This window comes from Bacillus luti, from assembly GCF_009739945.1.
In the GTDB taxonomy this organism is placed as follows: domain Bacteria; phylum Bacillota; class Bacilli; order Bacillales; family Bacillaceae_G; genus Bacillus_A; species Bacillus_A luti.
The window spans coordinates 4,067,118-4,088,027 of record NZ_CP040336.1 but is presented as its reverse complement, the minus strand read 5'-3'; the positions used below and the strand labels follow the sequence as shown (position 1 = coordinate 4,088,027).

General features: G+C 35.4%; 21 protein-coding genes and 1 pseudogene. 21 read left to right on the top strand and 1 reads right to left on the bottom strand.

The window, feature by feature from the left end; translation table 11 throughout:
- Positions 1 to 32: 32 nt before the first annotated feature.
- Positions 33 to 929, bottom strand: coding sequence for a helix-turn-helix domain-containing protein (locus tag EUC40_RS20730; RefSeq protein ID WP_156576439.1), 897 nt, complete (start codon positions 927 to 929; stop codon positions 33 to 35).
- A 969-nt stretch (positions 930 to 1,898) separates the two neighbouring features.
- Between EUC40_RS20730 and EUC40_RS20725 the strand changes: the two genes are divergently transcribed.
- The 21 genes and pseudogenes from EUC40_RS20725 (at position 1,899) to EUC40_RS20630 (ending at position 20,870) form a co-directional block, all read left to right on the top strand.
- Positions 1,899 to 2,843 carry a ring-cleaving dioxygenase gene (locus tag EUC40_RS20725; RefSeq protein ID WP_156576438.1) on the top strand — a complete coding sequence of 315 codons (945 nt, stop codon included), beginning with the start codon at positions 1,899 to 1,901 and terminating at the stop codon, positions 2,841 to 2,843.
- 44 nt (positions 2,844 to 2,887) lie between these two features.
- Positions 2,888 to 3,865 carry a ring-cleaving dioxygenase gene (locus EUC40_RS20720; protein ID WP_156576437.1) on the top strand — a complete coding sequence of 326 codons (978 nt, stop codon included), beginning with the start codon at positions 2,888 to 2,890 and terminating at the stop codon, positions 3,863 to 3,865.
- A 121-nt stretch (positions 3,866 to 3,986) separates the two neighbouring features.
- Positions 3,987 to 4,514 carry a DUF2199 domain-containing protein gene (locus EUC40_RS20715; RefSeq protein WP_156576436.1) on the top strand — a complete coding sequence of 176 codons (528 nt, stop codon included), beginning with the start codon at positions 3,987 to 3,989 and terminating at the stop codon, positions 4,512 to 4,514.
- A 126-nt stretch (positions 4,515 to 4,640) separates the two neighbouring features.
- Positions 4,641 to 5,183 carry an RNA polymerase sigma factor gene (locus tag EUC40_RS20710; protein ID WP_156576435.1) on the top strand — a complete coding sequence of 181 codons (543 nt, stop codon included), beginning with the start codon at positions 4,641 to 4,643 and terminating at the stop codon, positions 5,181 to 5,183.
- Positions 5,180 to 6,358: a DUF4179 domain-containing protein gene (locus tag EUC40_RS20705; RefSeq protein ID WP_156576434.1), complete on the top strand. Its 1,179-nt coding sequence runs from the start codon at positions 5,180 to 5,182 to the stop codon at positions 6,356 to 6,358. Before EUC40_RS20710 ends, EUC40_RS20705 begins: the two co-directional genes overlap by 4 nt.
- Before the next feature lie 373 nt (positions 6,359 to 6,731).
- Positions 6,732 to 7,607 carry an alpha/beta fold hydrolase gene (locus EUC40_RS20700; protein ID WP_208814619.1) on the top strand — a complete coding sequence of 292 codons (876 nt, stop codon included), beginning with the start codon at positions 6,732 to 6,734 and terminating at the stop codon, positions 7,605 to 7,607.
- Between the two features lie 126 nt (positions 7,608 to 7,733).
- On the top strand, positions 7,734 to 7,934 hold the full coding sequence (locus EUC40_RS20695; protein ID WP_000449226.1) for a sporulation YhaL family protein: 201 nt from the start codon (positions 7,734 to 7,736) through the stop codon (positions 7,932 to 7,934).
- 173 nt (positions 7,935 to 8,107) lie between these two features.
- Positions 8,108 to 8,959 (top strand): DUF2935 domain-containing protein, encoded by an 852-nt coding sequence (locus EUC40_RS20690; RefSeq protein WP_156576433.1) that lies wholly within the window; start codon positions 8,108 to 8,110, stop codon positions 8,957 to 8,959.
- A 287-nt stretch (positions 8,960 to 9,246) separates the two neighbouring features.
- Entirely contained in the window at positions 9,247 to 9,891 is a 645-nt protein-coding gene (locus EUC40_RS20685; RefSeq protein WP_156576432.1) for a DUF7018 domain-containing (lipo)protein, read from the top strand.
- 28 nt (positions 9,892 to 9,919) lie between these two features.
- Positions 9,920 to 10,993: a DUF3994 domain-containing protein gene (locus EUC40_RS20680; RefSeq protein ID WP_156576431.1), complete on the top strand. Its 1,074-nt coding sequence runs from the start codon at positions 9,920 to 9,922 to the stop codon at positions 10,991 to 10,993.
- Between the two features lie 367 nt (positions 10,994 to 11,360).
- Positions 11,361 to 11,810 (top strand): helix-turn-helix domain-containing protein, encoded by a 450-nt coding sequence (locus EUC40_RS20675; RefSeq protein ID WP_156576430.1) that lies wholly within the window; start codon positions 11,361 to 11,363, stop codon positions 11,808 to 11,810.
- 87 nt (positions 11,811 to 11,897) lie between these two features.
- The gene (glpP, locus tag EUC40_RS20670; RefSeq protein ID WP_000394290.1) at positions 11,898 to 12,458 is read left to right on the top strand and encodes a glycerol uptake operon antiterminator GlpP; all 561 of its coding nucleotides are present in this window, start codon (positions 11,898 to 11,900) and stop codon (positions 12,456 to 12,458) included.
- Positions 12,459 to 12,685: 227 nt separating this feature from the next.
- Positions 12,686 to 13,507, top strand: a complete 822-nt coding sequence (glpF, locus tag EUC40_RS20665; RefSeq protein WP_071711183.1) for a glycerol uptake facilitator protein GlpF — start codon at positions 12,686 to 12,688, stop codon at positions 13,505 to 13,507.
- 13 nt (positions 13,508 to 13,520) lie between these two features.
- Positions 13,521 to 15,011, top strand: coding sequence for a glycerol kinase GlpK (gene glpK / locus EUC40_RS20660; RefSeq protein WP_071711182.1), 1,491 nt, complete (start codon positions 13,521 to 13,523; stop codon positions 15,009 to 15,011).
- A 133-nt stretch (positions 15,012 to 15,144) separates the two neighbouring features.
- Entirely contained in the window at positions 15,145 to 16,827 is a 1,683-nt protein-coding gene (glpD, locus tag EUC40_RS20655; protein ID WP_156576429.1) for an aerobic glycerol-3-phosphate dehydrogenase, read from the top strand.
- 113 nt (positions 16,828 to 16,940) lie between these two features.
- Positions 16,941 to 17,273, top strand: a complete 333-nt coding sequence (locus EUC40_RS20650) for a PadR family transcriptional regulator (RefSeq protein ID WP_156576428.1) — start codon at positions 16,941 to 16,943, stop codon at positions 17,271 to 17,273.
- On the top strand, positions 17,266 to 18,039 hold the full coding sequence (locus EUC40_RS20645) for a VanZ family protein (RefSeq protein WP_156576427.1): 774 nt from the start codon (positions 17,266 to 17,268) through the stop codon (positions 18,037 to 18,039). The genes EUC40_RS20650 and EUC40_RS20645 overlap by 8 nt, the downstream gene beginning before the upstream one ends.
- A gap of 225 nt (positions 18,040 to 18,264) precedes the next feature.
- Positions 18,265 to 18,369, top strand: a pseudogene (locus EUC40_RS27640) (DUF2283 domain-containing protein); the annotation flags it as partial.
- 282 nt (positions 18,370 to 18,651) lie between these two features.
- On the top strand, positions 18,652 to 19,185 hold the full coding sequence (locus EUC40_RS20640) for a sigma-70 family RNA polymerase sigma factor (RefSeq protein WP_156576426.1): 534 nt from the start codon (positions 18,652 to 18,654) through the stop codon (positions 19,183 to 19,185).
- 4 nt (positions 19,186 to 19,189) lie between these two features.
- Positions 19,190 to 19,597 (top strand): PadR family transcriptional regulator, encoded by a 408-nt coding sequence (locus tag EUC40_RS20635; RefSeq protein WP_098914765.1) that lies wholly within the window; start codon positions 19,190 to 19,192, stop codon positions 19,595 to 19,597.
- 7 nt (positions 19,598 to 19,604) lie between these two features.
- Positions 19,605 to 20,870, top strand: a complete 1,266-nt coding sequence (locus tag EUC40_RS20630; protein WP_156576425.1) for an FtsW/RodA/SpoVE family cell cycle protein — start codon at positions 19,605 to 19,607, stop codon at positions 20,868 to 20,870.
- Positions 20,871 to 20,910 lie beyond the last annotated feature (40 nt).

Below are 20,910 nucleotides of genomic sequence, written 5' to 3'. Positions count from 1 at the left end.
GAAGCAAATGGCCTCATTAAGTGTTAGTAAGCTTAGTGAGGCTTTTTTACATTTCGCTTTTCAAAATATTGTTCTTTAATTATTTTTAACTTGCCTTCGTTTTCTGTTAGTTCAAATATAAATAACGCCTTTTCCATGTTATTAGCAATATCTTCTTCGTTGGAGTGTTTAAGTTTCAATAAATTCCAGGCTTTCCCATAGTATAGTTCACCCAACATGTAGAAAGTATTTAGATTAATAGCAAATTTGATGCCCATATCATTATATTTTATTGCCTCTTCATGTTGATGTTCATGGCCTAAAATTTTTGCTAAATTAAAAATTATTTTTAATTTAATTTCTTTATCTTTAGGAAAATCTATCTTATTAAAATGAGTTAAACATTTTTTTAAGATAGTAATGCTTTTTTCGTATTCTTTGTTGTCCCAATGAAATATAGCCATTGTCTGCATCATATCTATTTCTCTTTCTGATAAAAAATCAGAATTAGTTACAGTTAGTTGTAATGCATCGTTTAAAAGTTTTAAAGCAGTTTTTGTTGATTTATTTACATAAAATCTAGCAATTGCTTCATGCCATATGAGAAATTGTTTATCCTCTTTTGATTGGAAATTATTCTCGTTTTTTTCTTGTTCCACTATTTCATAAAGTTCTTTATATTGTTTTTGTTTTGTGCAATCTCTCATTACATATTTTACATTTTCTACGTATTTTAATTTCTTATTTTGAGTTAGTGCAAATATATAATTCGGATCAATACCAAGCTTTTCAGATAATTGATACAATAATATGCTAGATGGATAAATAATACCTTTTTCTATTTTACTAATTTGACTTTGTGAACATATTCCATGACATAATTCGGATTGTGATATATTTTTTTTAATTCTAAGTTCTTTAATAGTGATACCCAAATTATAAAACTCCATGTTGCCTCCTAATATGTAACACTTTATGAGTATAAGAATAATTTCTACCCTTTAATGTAATGTAAAATTAGTATGGTTGCAATTATTAATTATTTTGATATGAATAATTTTGAATGCGCCTATGTTATAAATAAAATGTTACTGAAAAAAGTTAGAAGTGGTTATTTGAAGAAATTAATAATATCGTGTTTATTGGCTACATTCCTTTTAAATATTGTAGGATGTTCTAATAATGTTGGTACACTAAGGGATAAGTCTAAAACTTCATCATCTGTGAAGTCTACACACATCAACAAAGCCTGGTACAAACATATGCAATGGGATTAAAAAAAATTGAAATGATTGGTGCTACAGGTTATAGGGGAATTTGAATAATTGATCGAAGCTGAAAAAGCTTTTACAGTAGTTACATAATTAAAGAATCCTTCCATACAGGTAGGATTCTTTTTGTTTATCCCGCTTTAATGGGCAGTAAGACCCCCACCTCAAAATTCAGCGAAAGCAAAGAAGTTAGGTGGGGGTCGGGCTGTCCATAAAAGTCCGATTGGTGAAGGCTAATAATCAGTGGGGGATGAAGAAAACCCCACTGATTAAAGTTTCACTTTATAAAATCTTTAGTTGAACAAGTAAATTAGAAGCCCTTAATAGGTAAGTAATTGTTTTACAAAAGAACCATTCACTACTCTAAAATGTTATGTAATAAAAAAATATCTTGAATTCGAGATTTTATTCTTGCTTTTTAATCACTTGAGGTGTAAAGTGATAGTAACGAAAGCGATTGAGCCGTATGAAAAACATATACTCAGTTGCTTTCGATTAAAAAACAAAGTAACTTATTCAGTAAAAACTAAGATGAATTTACAAAAACATAATTAAGAATAAATTGAAACGCTAAAAACCATATTAGTTGTGGGAAATGTTATTTTTTAGTTGTCACTTGACTAGTAAAATGAAACGGAGGAATAAAAAATGTATGAAATTAAAGGGCACCATCACATTTCAATGGTTACGAAAAATGCAAACGAAAATAATCATTTTTATAAAAACGTACTTGGTTTACGTCGTGTGAAAATGACAGTAAACCAAGATGATCCGTCAATGTATCACTTATTTTACGGAGATAAAACAGGAAGTCCGGGTACAGAGCTATCGTTTTTTGAAATTCCTTTAGTAGGAAAAACATACCGCGGTACAAATGCGATTACTCGAATTGGATTACTTGTCCCTTCAGAGGAAAGCTTACATTACTGGAAAGAACGGTTTGAGAAATTTGATGTGAAACATAGTGAGATGACAACATATGCAAATCGTCCTGCTTTGCAATTTGAGGATGCTGAAGGTCTTCGCTTAGTATTACTCGTTTCAAACGGAGAAAAAGTAGAGCACTGGGAAACTTGGGAGAAATCAGAAGTTCCTGCAAAGCATCAAATTCAAGGAATGGGTTCTGTGGAAATGACAGTTCGTAGACTGGATAAAATGGCGAGTACACTTACAGAAATGTTTGGGTATACAGAGGTTAGCAGAAATGACGAAGAAGCAATTTTCCAGTCTATTAAAGGAGAAGCTTTTGGAGAAATCGTTGTGAAATATTTAGATGGTCCTACTGAAAAGCCAGGCCGCGGTAGCATTCACCATTTAGCAATTCGTGTGAAAAATGATGCAGAGCTTGCTTATTGGGAAGAACAGGTGATACAAAGAGGCTTCCAGTCTTCAGGAATCATCGACCGCTTCTATTTTAAAAGCTTATATTTCCGTGAATCAAACGGAATCCTATTTGAAATTGCGACAGATGGACCAGGATTTACAATTGATGGAGATGTAGAACATTTAGGAGAAAAACTGGATTTACCGCCGTTCTTAGAAGATCAGCGCGCAGAAATTGAAGCGAATTTAGCACCTATTGAAGAGAAGTAATAGAAGAGAAAATATAACTTGAGAAACCATTGGAGGAATATAAAATGAACCAATTAAAAGGAATTCACCACGTTACAGCGATTACAAGTAGTGCAGAAAAGAACTATGAATTTTTCACTCATGTTTTAGGAATGCGTTTAGTTAAAAAAACAGTAAACCAAGATGATATTCAAACGTATCATTTATTCTTTGCAGATGATAAAGGTAGTGCCGGAACAGATATGACATTCTTTGATTTCCCAGGCGTTCCGAAAGGGGTACACGGTACAAATGAAATTTCAAAAACTTCATTCCGTGTTCCAACTGATGCAGCATTAGCATATTGGGTGAAACGTTTTGACCGTCTTGAAGTGGAACATACAGGCATTAAAGAGCAATTCGGTAAGAAAACTCTTTCTTTCGTTGACTTTGATGATCAACACTATCAATTAATTTCAGATGAGCTTGATAAAGGAATCGAATCAGGTACACCGTGGCAAAACGGGCCAGTTCCATTAGAATATGCAATTACTGGTTTAGGACCTGTATTTATCCGCATTGCGAACTTTAGCTTCTTTAAAGAAGTGTTAGAGAAAGTTCTATTATTTAAAGAGATTGCGCAAGAAGGAGAATTCTATTTATTTGAAGTGAACGAAGGTGGAAACGGTGCATCTGTCATCGTAGAACATAATACGGTTCTTCCTGAAGCACAACAAGGTTTTGGTACAGTTCACCATGCAGCATTCCGCGTAGAAAATCGCGCTGTATTAGAAGAATGGATTGAAAGAATCGGTAGCGTAGGACTTCCTTCATCTGGCTATGTAGACCGTCACTTCTTCGAGTCATTATACGCACGAGTTGCACCACAAATCTTATTTGAATTTGCAACAGATGGCCCAGGATTTATGGGAGATGAGCCATACGAAACACTTGGCGAAAAATTATCGTTACCTCCGTTCTTAGAGCCAAAACGTGAAGAAATTGAAAAATTAGTTCGTCCAATTGATACAGTGAGAAGCACGAAAGAATTTATTAAAGAGTAAAAATAGAGATAGTAAGTAGGAGAGCAGGTAGTTTTAGCGGAGTGCTGGAACTGCTTGCTTTTTTTGTTTTCGTCTTATAAGTATTTTGCTAAAATGTATGTAAAACTGTTGGAGGAATAGAATGACGAAAATTAGTGGGTATACTTGTAGATGCTGCGATACATATCATGAAGAAATACCAACGAGCTATGGATCATCAGCTCCTGTTTATTATTATGATGCTGAACCTGAAGAGCGAGAAGATAGATTTGAAATGAACGATGATTTATGCGTGATGGATGGCGAACATTTCTTCATTCGAGGAAGTATTGAAATTCCTATCATTGGTACAGATGAACATTTCATATGGGGTGTATGGGTTTCATTAAGTGAAGCGAATTTTGATAAGGTGAATGAATTCTGGGATAAACAAGAACTGTTAGAGCCAATGTTTGGTTGGCTTTCGACGGATTTACCATATGAGTTGGAAACAGTCAGTTTAAAAACGATGGTTCATCCGAGAGCGGATGGCATTCGTCCTTATATTGAACTGGAGCCGACAGACCATCCTCTAGCAGTGGAGTTTAGAGAAGGAATAACGATGGAACGGGTACAAGAAATAGCGGAACAACTTTGTGTAAATAACGAGGATGATGAGGAAGAGTGCTGATATTTGTTCAGTGCTCTTTTTTATCATGTGCAACTATATTTGGAATTTCTTGCAACCATTTTAAAGCATGTACAGTCTAATAGTTATATAAAACATAAATGGTAGATTTCTAAGGGGGAATTTAAAATGGAGCTGCTCATAAAGCGAGCTCAAAAAGGTGATGAGGAAGCCTTTATTGAGATAATTGATATATTAATGCCGCAAATGTATAAGGTGGCAAAAGCACGCTTGAAAAATGAAGAAGATATAGGTGATGCAATACAGGAAACGATTTTGTCTGCTTTTACAAATTTAAAAAAGGTAAAAGAACCAGGTTATTTTAAAACATGGATTACAAAAATATTAATGAATAAATGTAATGATATAGTACGAAAAAATAAGGTTTTATATGTGGATGATTATGGGAAAGTGCAGGGAGAACAAATCGTAAAAGAAAACATCGAACAAAAGCTTGAGTTTGATAATATGCTTAGTTATTTAAGTGTGGAGTATCGTTTAGTAATCGTACTCTATTATGTAAATAAGTTTAAAACAAAAGAAATTGCAGAGATTTTAAATGAAAAAGAAGGAACGATTAAATCAAGACTACATAGAGCAAGGCAACAGTTAAAAGAACAATATTTAAAAGAAGACTGGGAGAATGTAAACAATGGGGGGAATTTAAAATGAATGAACAATTCGAGCATAAATTAGAAGAAGCATTAAATGATGCTGTAACAATTCCTAATAGTGTTTTGAAGAAAAAAGAACTTGCTTTTGAAGAAATTAGAAAAAGTAAGAAACAAAAACAAACATTCTCTCATAAAAAAATAGTTGCAGCAATGATAGCGGGGCTAACAATTGTTGGAGCAAGTGTCGGAGTTGGCGTGTATGGTGATTCAGCATTAGCTGTAGTAAAGGAATTTTTCTTTGCGAAAGATCAGGGAGTTCAAAAGGCGGCAGATAATGGATATGTACAAAAAGTAGATGAGAATCATGTGATGAAGGATAATGGGGTTACAATCCAAATTAAAAATGTACTGTATGATAAATCTAAAATAGCAGTTTCTTTACAATTGAAATTTGAAGATAAAAGTTTGATAAGTAAAGTGACGGATTTAAGAATGAAGTACGATTTAACAGATGATAAAGGACGATATATAGAGAAGGCGGAATACACAGAAGGGTTAACAAATGAAAATAGTAAGATGTTGGCAGGTAGCGAATGGAGTATTCAGGCGGGGGAAGAAGAGGGAGAAATAACTTATAATTTAATATTCCATCCTATGAATTCAATTGATAACATTGATAGTCTAAACTTTAATATTAGTTCTATATCTTTGTTTGCGCCATTAGAAAATAAAGATGTTTCTTACAGGACAGAAGCAGAATCTCAATCAAATACTGTAAAAGAAAATATAGAAGCTTGGCATGAAAATGGTCTGCAACTGAATAAGGAAATTCAAGGGAAGTGGCAAGGGGGAATAAAATTAGACTCGAAGTTTAAAGGAAATCAAGAGATTCATTTTGTTCCTAAACAACAACCTGAGTCTGTAAAAATAGTGTCTGCAGAAGTACTACCAACAGGGACGAATATCACATTTGAACGTGATACTTTTGGAGACATTGAAGAAATAAAGCGTCAGATAAAAACAATTGATAGTGTTATTCTTATGGATGAAAAAGGGAAAACATATAAGTCAACATTGAAGGGATACTCAAGTGCTGGGGATAATGGGAAAGCAATTAAGGTGAAAACGTTTGATGTTACTACTTTTGATCATGTAAATCATTTTAAATTGTTATTAAAAGATGTTGATGGAAAAGATGTTGTAATCGATTTAGCTCGTGAAGAGAAAAAATAAAGTATACGATCAAAAACGCAAACTTCTAATCAAAAGAAGTTTGCGTTTTTTTATGAACGAAAAGAAGTAAGGGAGACCAAGTATTCAATGATGCAAAGGAAGGCAGCACTAAACGGCACTGAGCAAACAATATTTGATGATTCATCCCAAAATGATTATTAGCTCACATTAATTGGGATACACATTAACATAGATAAAAGAATTGACTTACTTTAAATGTGTAACTATAATAGTTACAAAACAGCCGTCAGTAATAGAAGTAAGTAATATTTTTTTAGTATAATTGTAACTAAGTTAGTTACAATTAAAATTAATCATAAAATAACCAAAAAATGTAAAAACTTTAAATAGCAATTTGAGAAAGGAGACGGGAATGTTGAAACGGTTTAAGTTTTATATGATTAGCGGTATTGTGCTCGTATTACTTGTAGTATGTAACTTCGTTGATAAGCCGATTGCGAAGGTTGGAGAAGTGAAAGATACTGTTATGATGAAGCTACATACGAAAGAGAGTATGGCGCAAATTGATGGGCAGACGATTTATTTTAAGCAAATTGGTGAGGGGAAGCCGCCTTTACTTATGCTTCATGGGTTTGGTGGTTCTTCAGATGGATTTAGCGATATTTATCCGGAGCTTGCACGAGACCATACGATTATTGCGGTTGATATTTTAGGATTTGGGCGTTCATCTAAGCCAGTTGATTTTCAGTATTCGTTTCCTGCGCAAGTGAATTTATATTATAAGTTAATGAAGAAGCTCGGATACGATCAGTTTGCGGTGCTCGGTCATTCGATGGGCGGAGAGATGTCCCTGAATTTAGCGTATTTATATCCAGACGCGGTGACGCATCTCATTTTAGCGGATTCTACAGGGATAGAGTCTTTCCAACAAAAAGAAAGTAATGCAGTGCCGCCGCTATCAACGGATTTACAAACGGTAACAGAGATTACGGATTATAATAAAGATGCGGTGAAAAATAGCCGCGATGATAAAGAGCATTATGATCAGCTTACGAAAATGAGAGAGCGCCGCATTGCAATGGAAGCAGATAAAATTAAGGTGCCGACTTTAATTATATGGGGACGACACGATAAGAGCGTTTCTTGGGAAAACGGTGAGTTGTACCACAAGTTATTTGCAAATAGTACATTTCATATTATTGAAAAAGGATACCACGCGCCGTTTCGTCAGGAGCCAATCGAGTTTATGGAATATGTACAAGCATTTTTCGCGAAGCATCCACAATAAAGTGAAACTTTAATCAGTGGGGGTCTTACTGCCCATTAAAGCGGGATAAAAAATTAAGCATAAATCCACTTCTTTCCTCATACAGTGAAACTAATAAGGCTTGTCTAAGGAAAGGAATGAAATGATTTGGAAACTTTACCATGGTGGGTTTATCTTGTAATTGTTGGGATTGTACTAAGTGGATACATGGTTTTATATACTTCGAAAAAAGAGCAAGATATGGATAATGAGTTTATTGAAAAAGAAGGCGAAGTATATATGAAGCGTTTAGAAGAAGAGCGCGAGAAACGTAATCAGAGTAGTGATAAGGATTCGGTATTGCTTTAATAGAAATTTTGAGTGGCTATCATCTAGTAGAAGTTTACATCTAGGTGGTAGCCTTTTTTCTTTTTTTTGGAGCATGTATACGAAATTCATCACGAACTTTAATTGATGGTATTTATATATTTTTTTCCTCATAAGAATGGAACTAGTGTGGTATTTACTAGGGGGGATTAACAATGCATAGGGATGAAACTACATTACATCCTGATACGGGTGTTACATCTGTAATGTTTGTTGAGCGTTCATTAAATGAAATTCGTTTTTGGTCTAGAATCATGAAGGAGCATTCTTTTTTTCTTCGCTTGGGGTTTAGATGCGAGGATACTCAACTAATCGAAGAGGCGAATCAATTTTATCGATTGTTTGAACATATTGAACAAATAGCGCATTCCTATACAAATGAAACAGATCCTGAGCAAATAAAAAGATTTAATGCAGAAGTACAACAAGCTGCAACTAATATTTGGGGATTTAAACGAAAAATTTTGGGATTAATTCTCACATGTAAATTGCCAGGACAAAATAACTTTCCGCTGTTAGTTGACCATACAAGTAGGGAAGCTGACTATTTTAGAAAACGTTTAATACAATTAAATGAAGGTAAATTAGATGCTCTTCCTGATGCTATTATTAAAGAAAATGTTTTCTTTTTAAGGATTATGGCAGACCATGCTAAATTTATTGGTCATCTTCTTGATCCATCGGAAAGAAAGCTTGTAGATACAGCTCGGAATTTTAGTAATGATTTTGATGAATTGATGTATCAAGCAATTGACTTAGAATCTATGAAGCCACAATCCCAAACAGTCCCTCTTTTAGATCAATTTTTAGATCAAAATCGTGTGTCGGTTGCATCTCTTAGGGATTTTAAGAAAACAGCACGCGATTTAATTGAGCAATGTAAAATAAAGAGTATCATTCATCCATTATTAGCAGACCATGTTTTCCGTGAAGCTGATAGATTTCTTGAAATAATTGATATGTTTGATACTCATCTTACAAATATTCAATCACAACCTAGATATTAGAAGATAAGGAAAGATACTATTTTACTTAAGTTGAGAAGTTAACAATTTATTGTTAGCTTCTTTTTTTGTGATTAAAATTTCTTTTCGTTTAATAAATTTCCCTGTAAAGACTACATAAATCCCTTTGACCAAATATGTAATTCTTTGTAAAATGATATATGGAAAGATTATGAATATACAGGAAATCTATGGATAGTAGATGCTGATAAATTATTTGGGAGAATTTATTAGTTAAGTATATTAACTTGTTTGGACTATATTTTACAAATAAAGGGGTATTAGTAATCATGAAAGCAAAGAAATTAGTAAGTTTAGCGTTACCAGTTATGTTATTGAGTGGTTGTATTACGATTGAAACTGATGGTAAGAAAGCTGAACCAAAGAAAGAAGAAACGCAAAAGGTAGAGAAAGAGAGTAAGTCAACTGATAGCAAGAAAGAGGATAGCTTATCTGTAGCGAAAGGTGAAGGTACAAATAGTAGTTCATCAAGTAGTCAACAAAGTTCTTCTTCAAATAATTCAACTGCTTCTAGTTCCTCAACTGGTAAGGTAACTGGCTCAGATGTTGAAAGGTACAAGGCAGATATTATAAACAGTGCTACTCAAATTGAAGATACAATGAAATTAATTGAAGGAATAGCAGGTTCAGATGTAAAGTCATACAAACAAAAGAAAAGTGAAGTACAACTGAGTTTAGGTGGAGCAAAGGCAACAACGAAGAAACTGAAGAATCTACAAGCACCTCCTGAGTTACAGGGAGAACAGGCGAAGATAAAGCAATCGATGGAACTGTATGCGGATTGTTTCCAACTTCTCTTTGATGCATTAGACCAAGAAGACGAGAGTAAAATGCATCAATCATTAAGTAAAGCACAAGAAGGTTCAAAACTGTTTGAAGAAGCGGCGAAGAGTATCGGTAGTAAAACCAACTAAGAATAAATGACTTAAAGGGGTATGAGGTATGAAAGTGAAGAAACTAATAGCTGCTGCAGTTCCAGTTGCCATATTATTAAGTGGTTGTGTTACAGTAAAAGATTCGGCAAATAAAGAAGAAAAGACAGAAGAAACAAGTAAATCTAAGGCTGCTGAAACGAAAGAAAAATCAACTAATTCGAAAGAAGAAAGTAAAGATGTTCAAAAGGTTCGAGTTTTAGATGAAGATTATGCACAGTATTTATTAGACATTGAACAGGATATGTTAAGACGATTTGATTACTATGATGCTTCTGTAAAAGATTTGAGAAATGGAAGTAAATCAAAAGCTGAGGTATTAGATAGTATTAAAGACATCTATAAAGTATTTGATAAGATAGAGAAGATTTACGCACCACCAAAACATAAAGAAGATCAAAAAGAGATTGAAAGAGCGACAAGTAAACTAAGAGAAACATTCAGTGAAATAGAGAAGTTATTCAACGATAAAGGCTTCAGCTTAGAGACTGATAAGGAAATCTTAAATAAAGCAAATACAAAACTAGAGGAAGCAAAACATATTTGGAAACCTACATTCGATAAGTTAAGATCCGAAATAAAAGGTGATACAGCCAAAGAAAAATCTACTAGTACAACAAGTGATTCTACACAGGCAAACCCAACTACTGGTAGTCAGGCTCAAACAGATAAAAGCCAAGCTAGAACAGGGGTATTTGTCGGTACAGTTGGTACAAGTGAAGAGTTAGGAATTAATTATGGAAACATGGAGAAGAACATCAAAGATGGTACTGAGATTATTGGTAATTGGGGTATTGATTACGGTAGTGGTATAAAAACTACGTTAGTACTAAAAGGTGATAAAACATTTGAGTCCTATGCGAATGGTTCTTATCCGAATAAAGATAACTATTTAACAGGAACATATGCGGTAGATGTTCCCTCGTTCCAGTTATCTTTAAAAGTAACAAAAGCAGTTAAAGACGGTCAAGAAGTAAAGCTAACAAATGATAGTATCATGTATAAATTACAAAACTATGATGGAAACACATTACAAATTTATCATATGGATGATAACGTTCGTATTCGGTATGCAAAACAATAAGTAATTGGCAAAAACCCCTGTAATAAATTTTACAGGGGTTTTTGTTCGTTTTAATTTTATTTTTTCATTATCTTCCCAGGCGCTATCCATACCAGCATAAGGTGAGAAATGAACAAAATGATTTTCTTTCTGGAGAATGCGAAGAAGGAATAGTGTATTTTTATGTCGCATCCTATCTTTAATAGTATCCGTTCTTTATATTATTGATCGGGAAATTATTATCGGAGCATAGTATAGGAAAGCTACATATGAAATAGCGCCATTATTAGCTGTAACGCACAAGTTGCACAGGACACGCAACGACAACTCGCTTTACTCTTCATCAGTTATTTGCCCATACTAGACGTAGAGAGGTGATAAACACAGTATGATTTTTAGTGAACGCTTAAAACAAGAAAGAGAAAAACGAAATTGGTCGCAAAGTGATTTGGCTGAAAAAATTCATGTGAGTCGGCAATCCGTTTCGAAATGGGAGACGGGAAAGAACTATCCGAGCATTGAAATTATTATTCATTTAAGCGATCTGTTCGGTATTACGATTGATGAGCTGCTAAGGAGTGATGAAGAGTTGACGCAAAAAGTAATTGAAGATAGTAAACAATTAGCGCATCCAAAATGGAAGGTGTTTTTTGATAGTTTATTTATGCTGGGCGTATTTTTGTTTATTACAAAAATCGTTGTATGGATGTTAAATAAGTTTGCAGGAGCGAGCATTACAATTGTAGCGGATACGCCATATGTAATGAATTTTTTACCTCTCATATTAATGGTTATAGGTGGTATGGGATCTGATAAGTTGAAGAAAATATATAGATAGAGGAAATAATTCCCCGCACTAGCTGTTCTTTCTACTCAAATTGTGTACTATAAAGGATAGGATGACATAAAGAAGGGGACATTTAGAATGGAATTTCATGAACAAAAGATTTTGCCGGCAGTGAGGCAAATTAAAGATTTGGAAAAGCTATTACATAGTTCGTATGAGTATATCGTTATTTTAGATATTCATGTCGGTCAATTAAAGAGTGTCGTGTCACTTGCGAAGCAGCATGGTAAAAAGGTGTTTTTACATGTTGATTTGATCCATGGATTACAAAGTGATGGGCATGCAACGGAGTTTTTATGCCAAGAATATAAACCGTACGGGTTATTATCGACAAAGGCGAGTGTAATTATGAAGGCGAAGCAAAAGGGTGTTGTCTCAATTCAACGTATCTTTTTAATTGATTCTAGCGCGATGGAAAAGAGCTGTAATTTGCTAGAAAAGACGAAGCCGGATTATATAGAGGTGCTTCCTGGTGCGCTAACAGATGTGATTGCTGAAGTGAAAGAGCGTACTGGTGTCCCGATTTTAGCGGGTGGTTTTATTCGTACTGTAGAAGATGTGGAAAGAGCTTTAAATGCTGGTGCGACAGCAATTACGACATCAAAAAAAGAACTATGGAAACATTACCAAAAAAAGTGACGAAAATGTGAAAAAATTCTGTTGACACCGCTTTCACGAGAGGTTAACATTATAGACAAGTTAATAAACGTGACGGAGAAAAGAAGAGATCCACATTTTATTGTTTCTATATATTTTTATATAGAGGCATGTAAGCTGTGGATCTTTTTCTTTTGAAAAAAACGAATGGCCATTCATTTTACCTCTATCACTTTTGAAAGCGTTTAAATTGATTGTGGAGGGATACTATGTCAGCATTTTTAGGAGAGTTAATAGGGACTGCATTGTTAATCTTACTTGGTGGCGGTGTTTGTGCTGGTGTAAGTTTAAAGAAGTCGTTTGCGAAAGATTCTGGTTGGATTGTCATTACAATGGGCTGGGGCTTAGCAGTAGCGGTTGCAGCGTACGCAGTTGGATCAATTAGTGGGGCACATTTGAATCCAGCTTTAACAATAGGGTTAGCGTTTAAGGGAGCGTTCCCATGGAGTGACGTACCAATGTACATCGCAGCACAAATGATTGGGGCAATTATCGGGGCAGTTCTTGTATATTTACATTACTTACCACACTGGAAAGAAACAGAAGATCCAGGAACAAAATTAGGTGTATTTGCAACAGGTCCAGCAATTCCGAACACATTTGCAAACCTTTTAAGTGAAATGATTGGAACATTCGTTTTAGTATTTGGTATATTAGCAATTGGTGCAAATAAATTTGCAGATGGATTAAATCCATTTATCGTAGGTTTCTTAATTGTAAGTATTGGTTTATCATTAGGTGGAACGACAGGATATGCAATTAACCCGGCTCGTGATTTAGGTCCGCGTATTGCACACTTCTTCCTTCCGATTGCAGGAAAAGGCGGTTCAAACTGGAAGTATGCATGGATTCCAGTAGTAGGTCCGATTTTAGGTGGATCACTTGCAGGTTTATTCCATCAAGTTGTATTTGAAGGAAAACAAAATTCAGCACTTATTTATGTGATTATTGCAACTGTGATTGTACTAGCAATCTCTTATATGACAAGTAAAAAAAGCGGAAACACTACAAATAGTAGAAAAGTAGCATAAGGGGGAAACCGATATGAAAAAATATATTCTTTCATTAGACCAAGGAACAACAAGCTCACGCGCAATTCTTTTCAATAAAAAAGGTGAAATTGTTCATTCAGCTCAAAAAGAGTTTACGCAACATTTTCCAAAGCCAGGTTGGGTAGAGCATAACGCACAAGAAATTTGGGGATCTATTTTAGCAGTTATCGCAACTTGCTTAAGCGAAGCAGATGTAAAACCAGAACAAATCGCTGGTATCGGTATTACGAACCAACGTGAAACAGCGGTTGTATGGGATAAAGAGACTGGCAAACCAATTTACAACGCAATCGTATGGCAATCTCGCCAAACAGTTGAAATTTGTGATGAGTTAAAAGAAAAAGGTTATAGCGAAACGGTTCGCGAAAAAACAGGTCTTTTAATTGATGCATACTTCTCTGGTACGAAAGTAAAATGGATTTTAGATAACGTTGAAGGTGCAAGAGAAAAAGCAGAAAACGGCGAGTTATTATTCGGAACAATTGATACGTGGCTTGTATGGAAACTATCTGGTGGTAAAGCGCACGTAACAGATTACTCAAATGCATCACGTACATTAATGTTTAACATTCACGACTTACAGTGGGATGATGAGCTTCTAGACATGTTAACAGTACCAAAGAGCATGCTTCCAGAAGTACGCCCATCATCTGAAATATATGGGGAAACAATTGATTATCACTTCTTCGGTCAAAATGTACCGATTGCTGGTGTAGCTGGTGACCAACAAGCGGCATTATTTGGACAAGCTTGTTTCGGTGAAGGTATGGCGAAGAACACTTACGGAACTGGTTGCTTCATGTTAATGAACACAGGTGAAAAAGCAGTTGCTTCTGAGCATGGCCTATTAACAACAATTGCATGGGGAATAGATGGTAAAGTAAACTATGCATTAGAAGGAAGTATTTTCGTAGCAGGTTCTGCAATTCAGTGGTTACGTGACGGAATGCGCATGTTTAAAGATGCGAGTGAGAGTGAAGTATATGCTTCACGCGTTGCATCAACTGAAGGTGTATACGTTGTACCAGCATTCGTTGGATTAGGTACACCTTACTGGGATAGTGAAGTACGCGGCGCGATGTTTGGTGTAACGCGCGGTACGACGAAAGAGCACTTCATTCGTGCAACACTAGAATCTTTAGCTTACCAAACGAAAGACGTATTATGCGCAATGGAAGCAGATTCAGGTATTGAATTAAACACATTACGCGTCGACGGCGGAGCAGTTAAAAATAACTTCTTAATGAAGTTCCAAAGTGATATTTTAGACGTTCCTGTAGAGCGTCCAGTGATCAATGAAACGACGGCTTTAGGTGCAGCATACTTAGCTGGTCTTGCGGTTGGATATTGGAAAAACCAAGATGAAATTAAAGAGCAGTGGCATATGGACAAACGCTTTGAACCAACGATGGAAGCGGCAACAAGCGAAGAGCTATATGCTGGATGGAAAAAAGCAATTGAAGCAACAAAAGCTTTCAAATAATCATAAACAGTGTTATAATGGTGACAAGTTAATAATTCGGTAGGAGATTTGGAGAGACCACAACGCGCTATAGAGGCGAAATCTATAGCGGAGTTTGTGGTCTCTTTTTTCGTTATCAAAGGGAGGAATTACCATGAAATTTTCAAGTAAACAACGTAAAGACGTATTAAACGGAGTAAATAAACAAGAGTTAGATGTGATCGTAATTGGTGGAGGTATTACTGGTTCTGGTATTGCATTAGATGGGGCAACACGCGGATTATCTACAATTGTGTTTGAAATGCAGGACTTTGCAGCAGGTACATCAAGTCGTTCAACGAAGCTTGTACACGGTGGTCTACGTTATTTAAAACAGCTTGAAGTGAAAATGGTAGCAGAGGTGGGGAAAGAGCGTGCGATCGTATATGAGAACGGTCCCCATGTAACAACACCAGAGTGGATGTTACTTCCGTTCCATACAGGCGGTACGTTCGGATCATTCAGTACATCAATTGGTCTTCGTGTATACGACTTCTTAGCAGGCGTAAAACGAAGCGAGCGCAGAAAAATGTTTAACCGTGAAGAAACGTTAAACAAAGAGCCTCTTGTAAAACAAGATGGATTAAAAGGCGGCGGTTACTACGTAGAATATCGTACAGACGATGCGCGTCTTACAATTGAAGTAATGAAAGAAGCAATTGAGCATGGCGCAAAAGCTGTTAACTACGCAAAAGTAGACAGTTTCTTATATAAAGATGGAAAAGTATGTGGTGTACGTGTAATCGATTTACTAGACGGAGAAGTATATGAAGTTTACGGTAAAAAAATTGTAAACGCAGCTGGTCCTTGGGTAGATACACTTCGTGAAAAAGATAATTCGAAAAAAGGAAAAGTACTTCAATTATCAAAAGGTGTTCACTTAGTAATTGACCAAAAACGTTTCCCATTAGGCCAAGCGATTTACTTCGATACACCAGATAAACGTATGGTGTTCGCGATTCCACGCGGCGGGAAAACATACGTAGGTACAACAGATACGTTCTATGATAAAGACGCAGCTGTACCGCACATGACAACAGAAGATCGCACATACATCATTAATGCGATTAACTACATGTTCCCAAGCGTGAAAATTACGGAGAAAGACGTTGAATCAAGCTGGGCTGGTGTACGTCCGTTAATTTACGAAGAAGGTAAAAATGCATCTGAAATTTCTCGTAAAGACGAAATTTGGACTTCTGAATCTGGCTTAATTACAATTGCAGGTGGTAAATTAACAGGATACCGCAAAATGGCTGAAATGGTAGTAGACTACGTAACGAATTTATTACAAAAAGAAGGTCATAGTGCATATCCGAAGAGCGACACGAAACATATGCCAATCTCTGGTGGACATGTAAGTGGTTCACACGGATTCCCAGCATTCGTTGCGAAAAAAGCAGGCGAAGGTACGAAATACGGTTTAACGACAGCACAAGCAGAAGAATTCGCGAAATTCTACGGCTCTAACGTAGACGTACTATTCGACTTAGCGAAAAAACATAAAGACGAAGCGAAAGAATACAACATGCCGCTTGACGTTCTAATCCCGCTTGTATACGCAATGGATTACGAAATGACAGCAAAACCAGTTGACTTCTTCGTACGCCGCAGAGGCGCTGTATTCTTCAACATCTACTGGGTATACGAGTGGAAAGAAGCAGTAATCAACTACATGGCTACGAAACTAGGCTGGAGCAAAGAAGAGCAAATGAACTACACAGCTGAACTAGAAAAAGCATTAACAGACGCTGTCATTCCTATCGATCAACAAGAGCAGGCAGCTGCGTTAGCGTAAAATAGAAAACCACCTGAAGGGGAGCCTTTAGGTGGTTTTTTGTGGTTTATTTTTCTAACTATGTTGCATAACGACATATGTTGTTATACGATGTAAGTAAGGTGGTGGTATTGTTGGACAAAGAAATCTTGAAGGGAAGTATAGATATTTTATTACTTTCTATCATTGCAAAACGTGATACATATGGATATGAAATAGCTCAAAGTTTAAAGGATGCAAGTGAAGATTTGTATAGTATGGGGCAGGGAACTTTGTATCCAGCTTTAAAGCGATTAGAAAAAAAGGAATTTCTTGAATCTTATTGGAATCAATCTGAGAATGGAATGAAAAGGAAATTTTATACGATTACAAGCAAAGGGAAAAAAGAATTGCAGGAGAAAGTGAACTCTTGGGAGCGTGTGACATCATTAATTCAAGCTTGTCAGAAAGGAGTTATTTATGAGTGAATTTGATGAGTATATTAAGTCCATTTTAGCTTATTCAGAACTTAGTAATATTGAACAGGATGAGTTATTTCTAGAAATATATGATCACTTGAACAGCTTGAAAGAAGAATATATGGAACAAGGTATGAATGAAAAAGAAGCGGTGTATAAAGCGATTCAAAGTTTTGGAGAATCAAAAGTTATTGGTTTAGGGATTAATCAATCGGTATACGAAGTTCCAAGGCCATTAAAGGTATTATCGAAAATTTTATGCATTCCTTATATAATGATTTGTTTTATCGTCTTTTTAGGAACAGTTATTTCAACTTCTACATTTGACTCTATTCGTAGTTTGACAGGTGGAACTGTCTATCATCCGATTGAATTTTGGCAGCAATTTTTACATATATCTGACTTAGAAACGTTATTACAACTTTTTGGAATAACACTTTGGCAAATTAAAGATTTTATTGCGCATCCGGGTCTGTGGGGGAACTCAACTTATTGGTTAATCGTTTTACAACATATAATATTGTTAGTTCCATTTGGATTTTTTGTTCCAGTGTTGATTAATAAAGTGACGAACTATAAGAAAGCTTGTAAGTGGTATGCTATAACCTTTCTTGCTTGGGAGATATTACATTTACTAACCTTGTCTGATGTTTTTGATGTGTGGCGGATTGCTATAAATATGTTCGGCGCATCAGTGGGATATCTTCTATTTGTAAGTATGATACAAATAGATAATAAAATTAATATTATGCGCAAGAAGATATTTGAAAATTAACTTGCTATCATGTAGTGCGCTGATTTTTTTTACTCATAATAGGTGTTTATTCATACTGTTATGAAACTGCTGCATAATCCATCTTTATTAGGGTCGAAATGAAATACACAGCTGAATTAGAAAAAGCATTAACAGATGCTGTAATTCCTGTAGATCAACAAGAGCAAGCAGCTGCGTTAGCATAAAATAGAGAACCACCTGAAGGAGAGCCTTTAGGTGGTTTTTGTATGTTATTTATCGGATAAGAAGTGTGAAGAACTTATTGGTTTTGATATTATCAAGCCATCTTTGTATGGTTATGACATATTAGACTCTTTAAGTGAGTGTTAGGATGAAAGAGGAATCAATTAAATCGGTTCTCTTTTTAATTTAGCGATGAGGGGAACCTTGGCGATAGAAAACTAAGACACAACCTTTATTGCAAACTTAAAAAGCGCCCTGGGAGAAAGGCGCTCTTTAGGTGAATGTATCGTAATGACTATTCGGTTTATTATATGTAATTTGCTGAGGAAGTGTTTTATAAAAAAAGTTATTGCCGAACGTATTTTTTTATGTATTTATAAAACTTTTCCATACAGTGCGTCGTCTAATATATGGGAAGGAGGAAATGATGTGGATGAATTAACGATAGATGCGTTTGAAATAGAAGATAAGGAGGACCTTATCGACGAAATCATGAACAAGTATGGACAAGAAGTCCTACAGCTTGTGTATTCATATGTGAATAATAAAGAGGTTGCGGAGGATTTAACGCAAGATATATTTGTGAAATGCTATAAATCTCTTCATACATATAAAGGGAATTCGAATGTGAAAACGTGGTTATGGAGAATTGCGATTAATCATTGTAAGGACTATTTAAAAAGTTGGTATAACAAAAAAGTTATCGTTACAGAGGATGACTTTACGTATATGGAGAGTCAAAAAGAAAGTGTGGAACAAACTGTCATTCAAAATGCGGAGGATCGTGAACTGGCTTCTGCAGTCATGAGTTTACCGATAAAATATCGAGAAGTCATTTATCTATTTTATTATGAAGAGCTATCAATTAAAGAGATTGCGATTGTAATAGAAGTGAAGGAAAACACGATAAAAACGAGACTGAAAAAAACGAAGGAACTTTTGAAGAAAGGATTGGAGGGATAATCAAATGGAAGATCGATTAAAAGGTTTGCGAAAATCAATGGAGAACACAACTTTTAAACATTTGAGTTTTTCTGATCAGCACCGGAAGCGGGTACGTGAAAAAATCAATCAATCGTCCGAAAAGGAAGAAGATATCCTTTTAGCAGTGTTGCAACTTCTTATGAATGAAAAAACAGGTTATGAATTGATTCAGTTACTGCGTGGGAGAGGGATTCAAAAATTTGAAGGTGATGAAGGGTCTCTATACACTTTACTACATCGTCTAGAACAGAATCGCTTTATCCAATCTAGCTGGGATCATGAGGGAGCTAAATATTATCAATTAAATGATAAAGGAAACAAGATGCTACGAAAGGCAGAGAAGAATGCTACGAAGGCACGATTTATATTAAAAGGATTAGTACAGGAGTGAGAAAAAATTGAACAAAAAAGGGGAGCGTTTTTTAAAGGAAGTTACGAACCATATTAAATCAAAAGAAGCGAAGGACTTGGTGGCAACTGAACTAGACTTTCACTTAAAACAGACGAAGAATATGTGGATGGATAAAGGGTTAAGCGAGGAAATTGCTGAAGATAAGGCTGTTGAACAAATGGGAAGTCCGATCAAACTTGGGCAAGAGCTTAACAAACTACATAAACCAAAGGTTGATTGGTTCTTAATTGGTTTATTAGTGGCTGCGATGGGATTAGGGTTTTTGCCGGTTATAGCCTTTGGATATATGAATGATTTACTAATGGATAAGGTGATATCTGTTGTTCTTGGTATTGCAACAGCATTAGGGATGATGCTGATTGATTATCGGAAGTTAGAGAGATTTGGGTGGTTGTTTTATACAATTGGGGTACTTATTTTGTTAATACTATACGGCTTTCCGAATGCTGGGATGCTTGGAGAACCGATAATAAAAGTTGGTCCTATTGCAATTGACCGTTTAATGGCAGTGCCGTTCTTTTTTCTAGCTTGGGCTTCTTTTTTCAATAACAATAGATTGAAAGTTAGGTATCTTGTAGTGTTTTATTTATTTTCTTTGTATTTATTCTTAATTGGTGCAGCTTTTTCAGTGATTTTTATTTATATCACGATGGTATTCGTTATGCTTTGGTGGAGTAAGTTAGGAAAGAAAACGGCATTAATTATTACAATTGTACCAATCTGTTTATTGATTATAAGGGCGTCTTTTTCCTGGCCCACAGTAAAAGGATATCATTTGGATAGATTTTTAGGGTATTTGAATCCAGAGAATGATACACAGGGCGCAGGCTTTATGTATATACGTTTAAAAGAGGTAATGTCGTCAGCGGGTTGGTTTGGTACATATGGAGATGTAAGGCGCATCCCTAATCCAGATACTGATTTTGTATTTGCAAGTTTGACTTATTATTATGGATATGTGCTAGCACTGGTCCTTGTCTTAATTCTTTCTCTTTTTGTAGCGCGGTTAATGTTCATATCTTATACAATAAATGACCGGTATGGTAAATTGCTTCTCATTGGAGGAATGACTCTTTTCGTAGTTCAATTCCTTTATAACGTTGGTATGATTTTAGGTTTATTACCGATTACTGCTATATCCTTACCTTTTATTAGTTATGGATTAACACCAACTGTATTTCATGCACTTTTAATGGGAATCGTACTAAGTGTATACAGGCGTAAAGATATTCCAACGAGAAAGTCAGCTTAAAAAACAAACCACCCATTTCCTATATTATTTAGGGCATAGG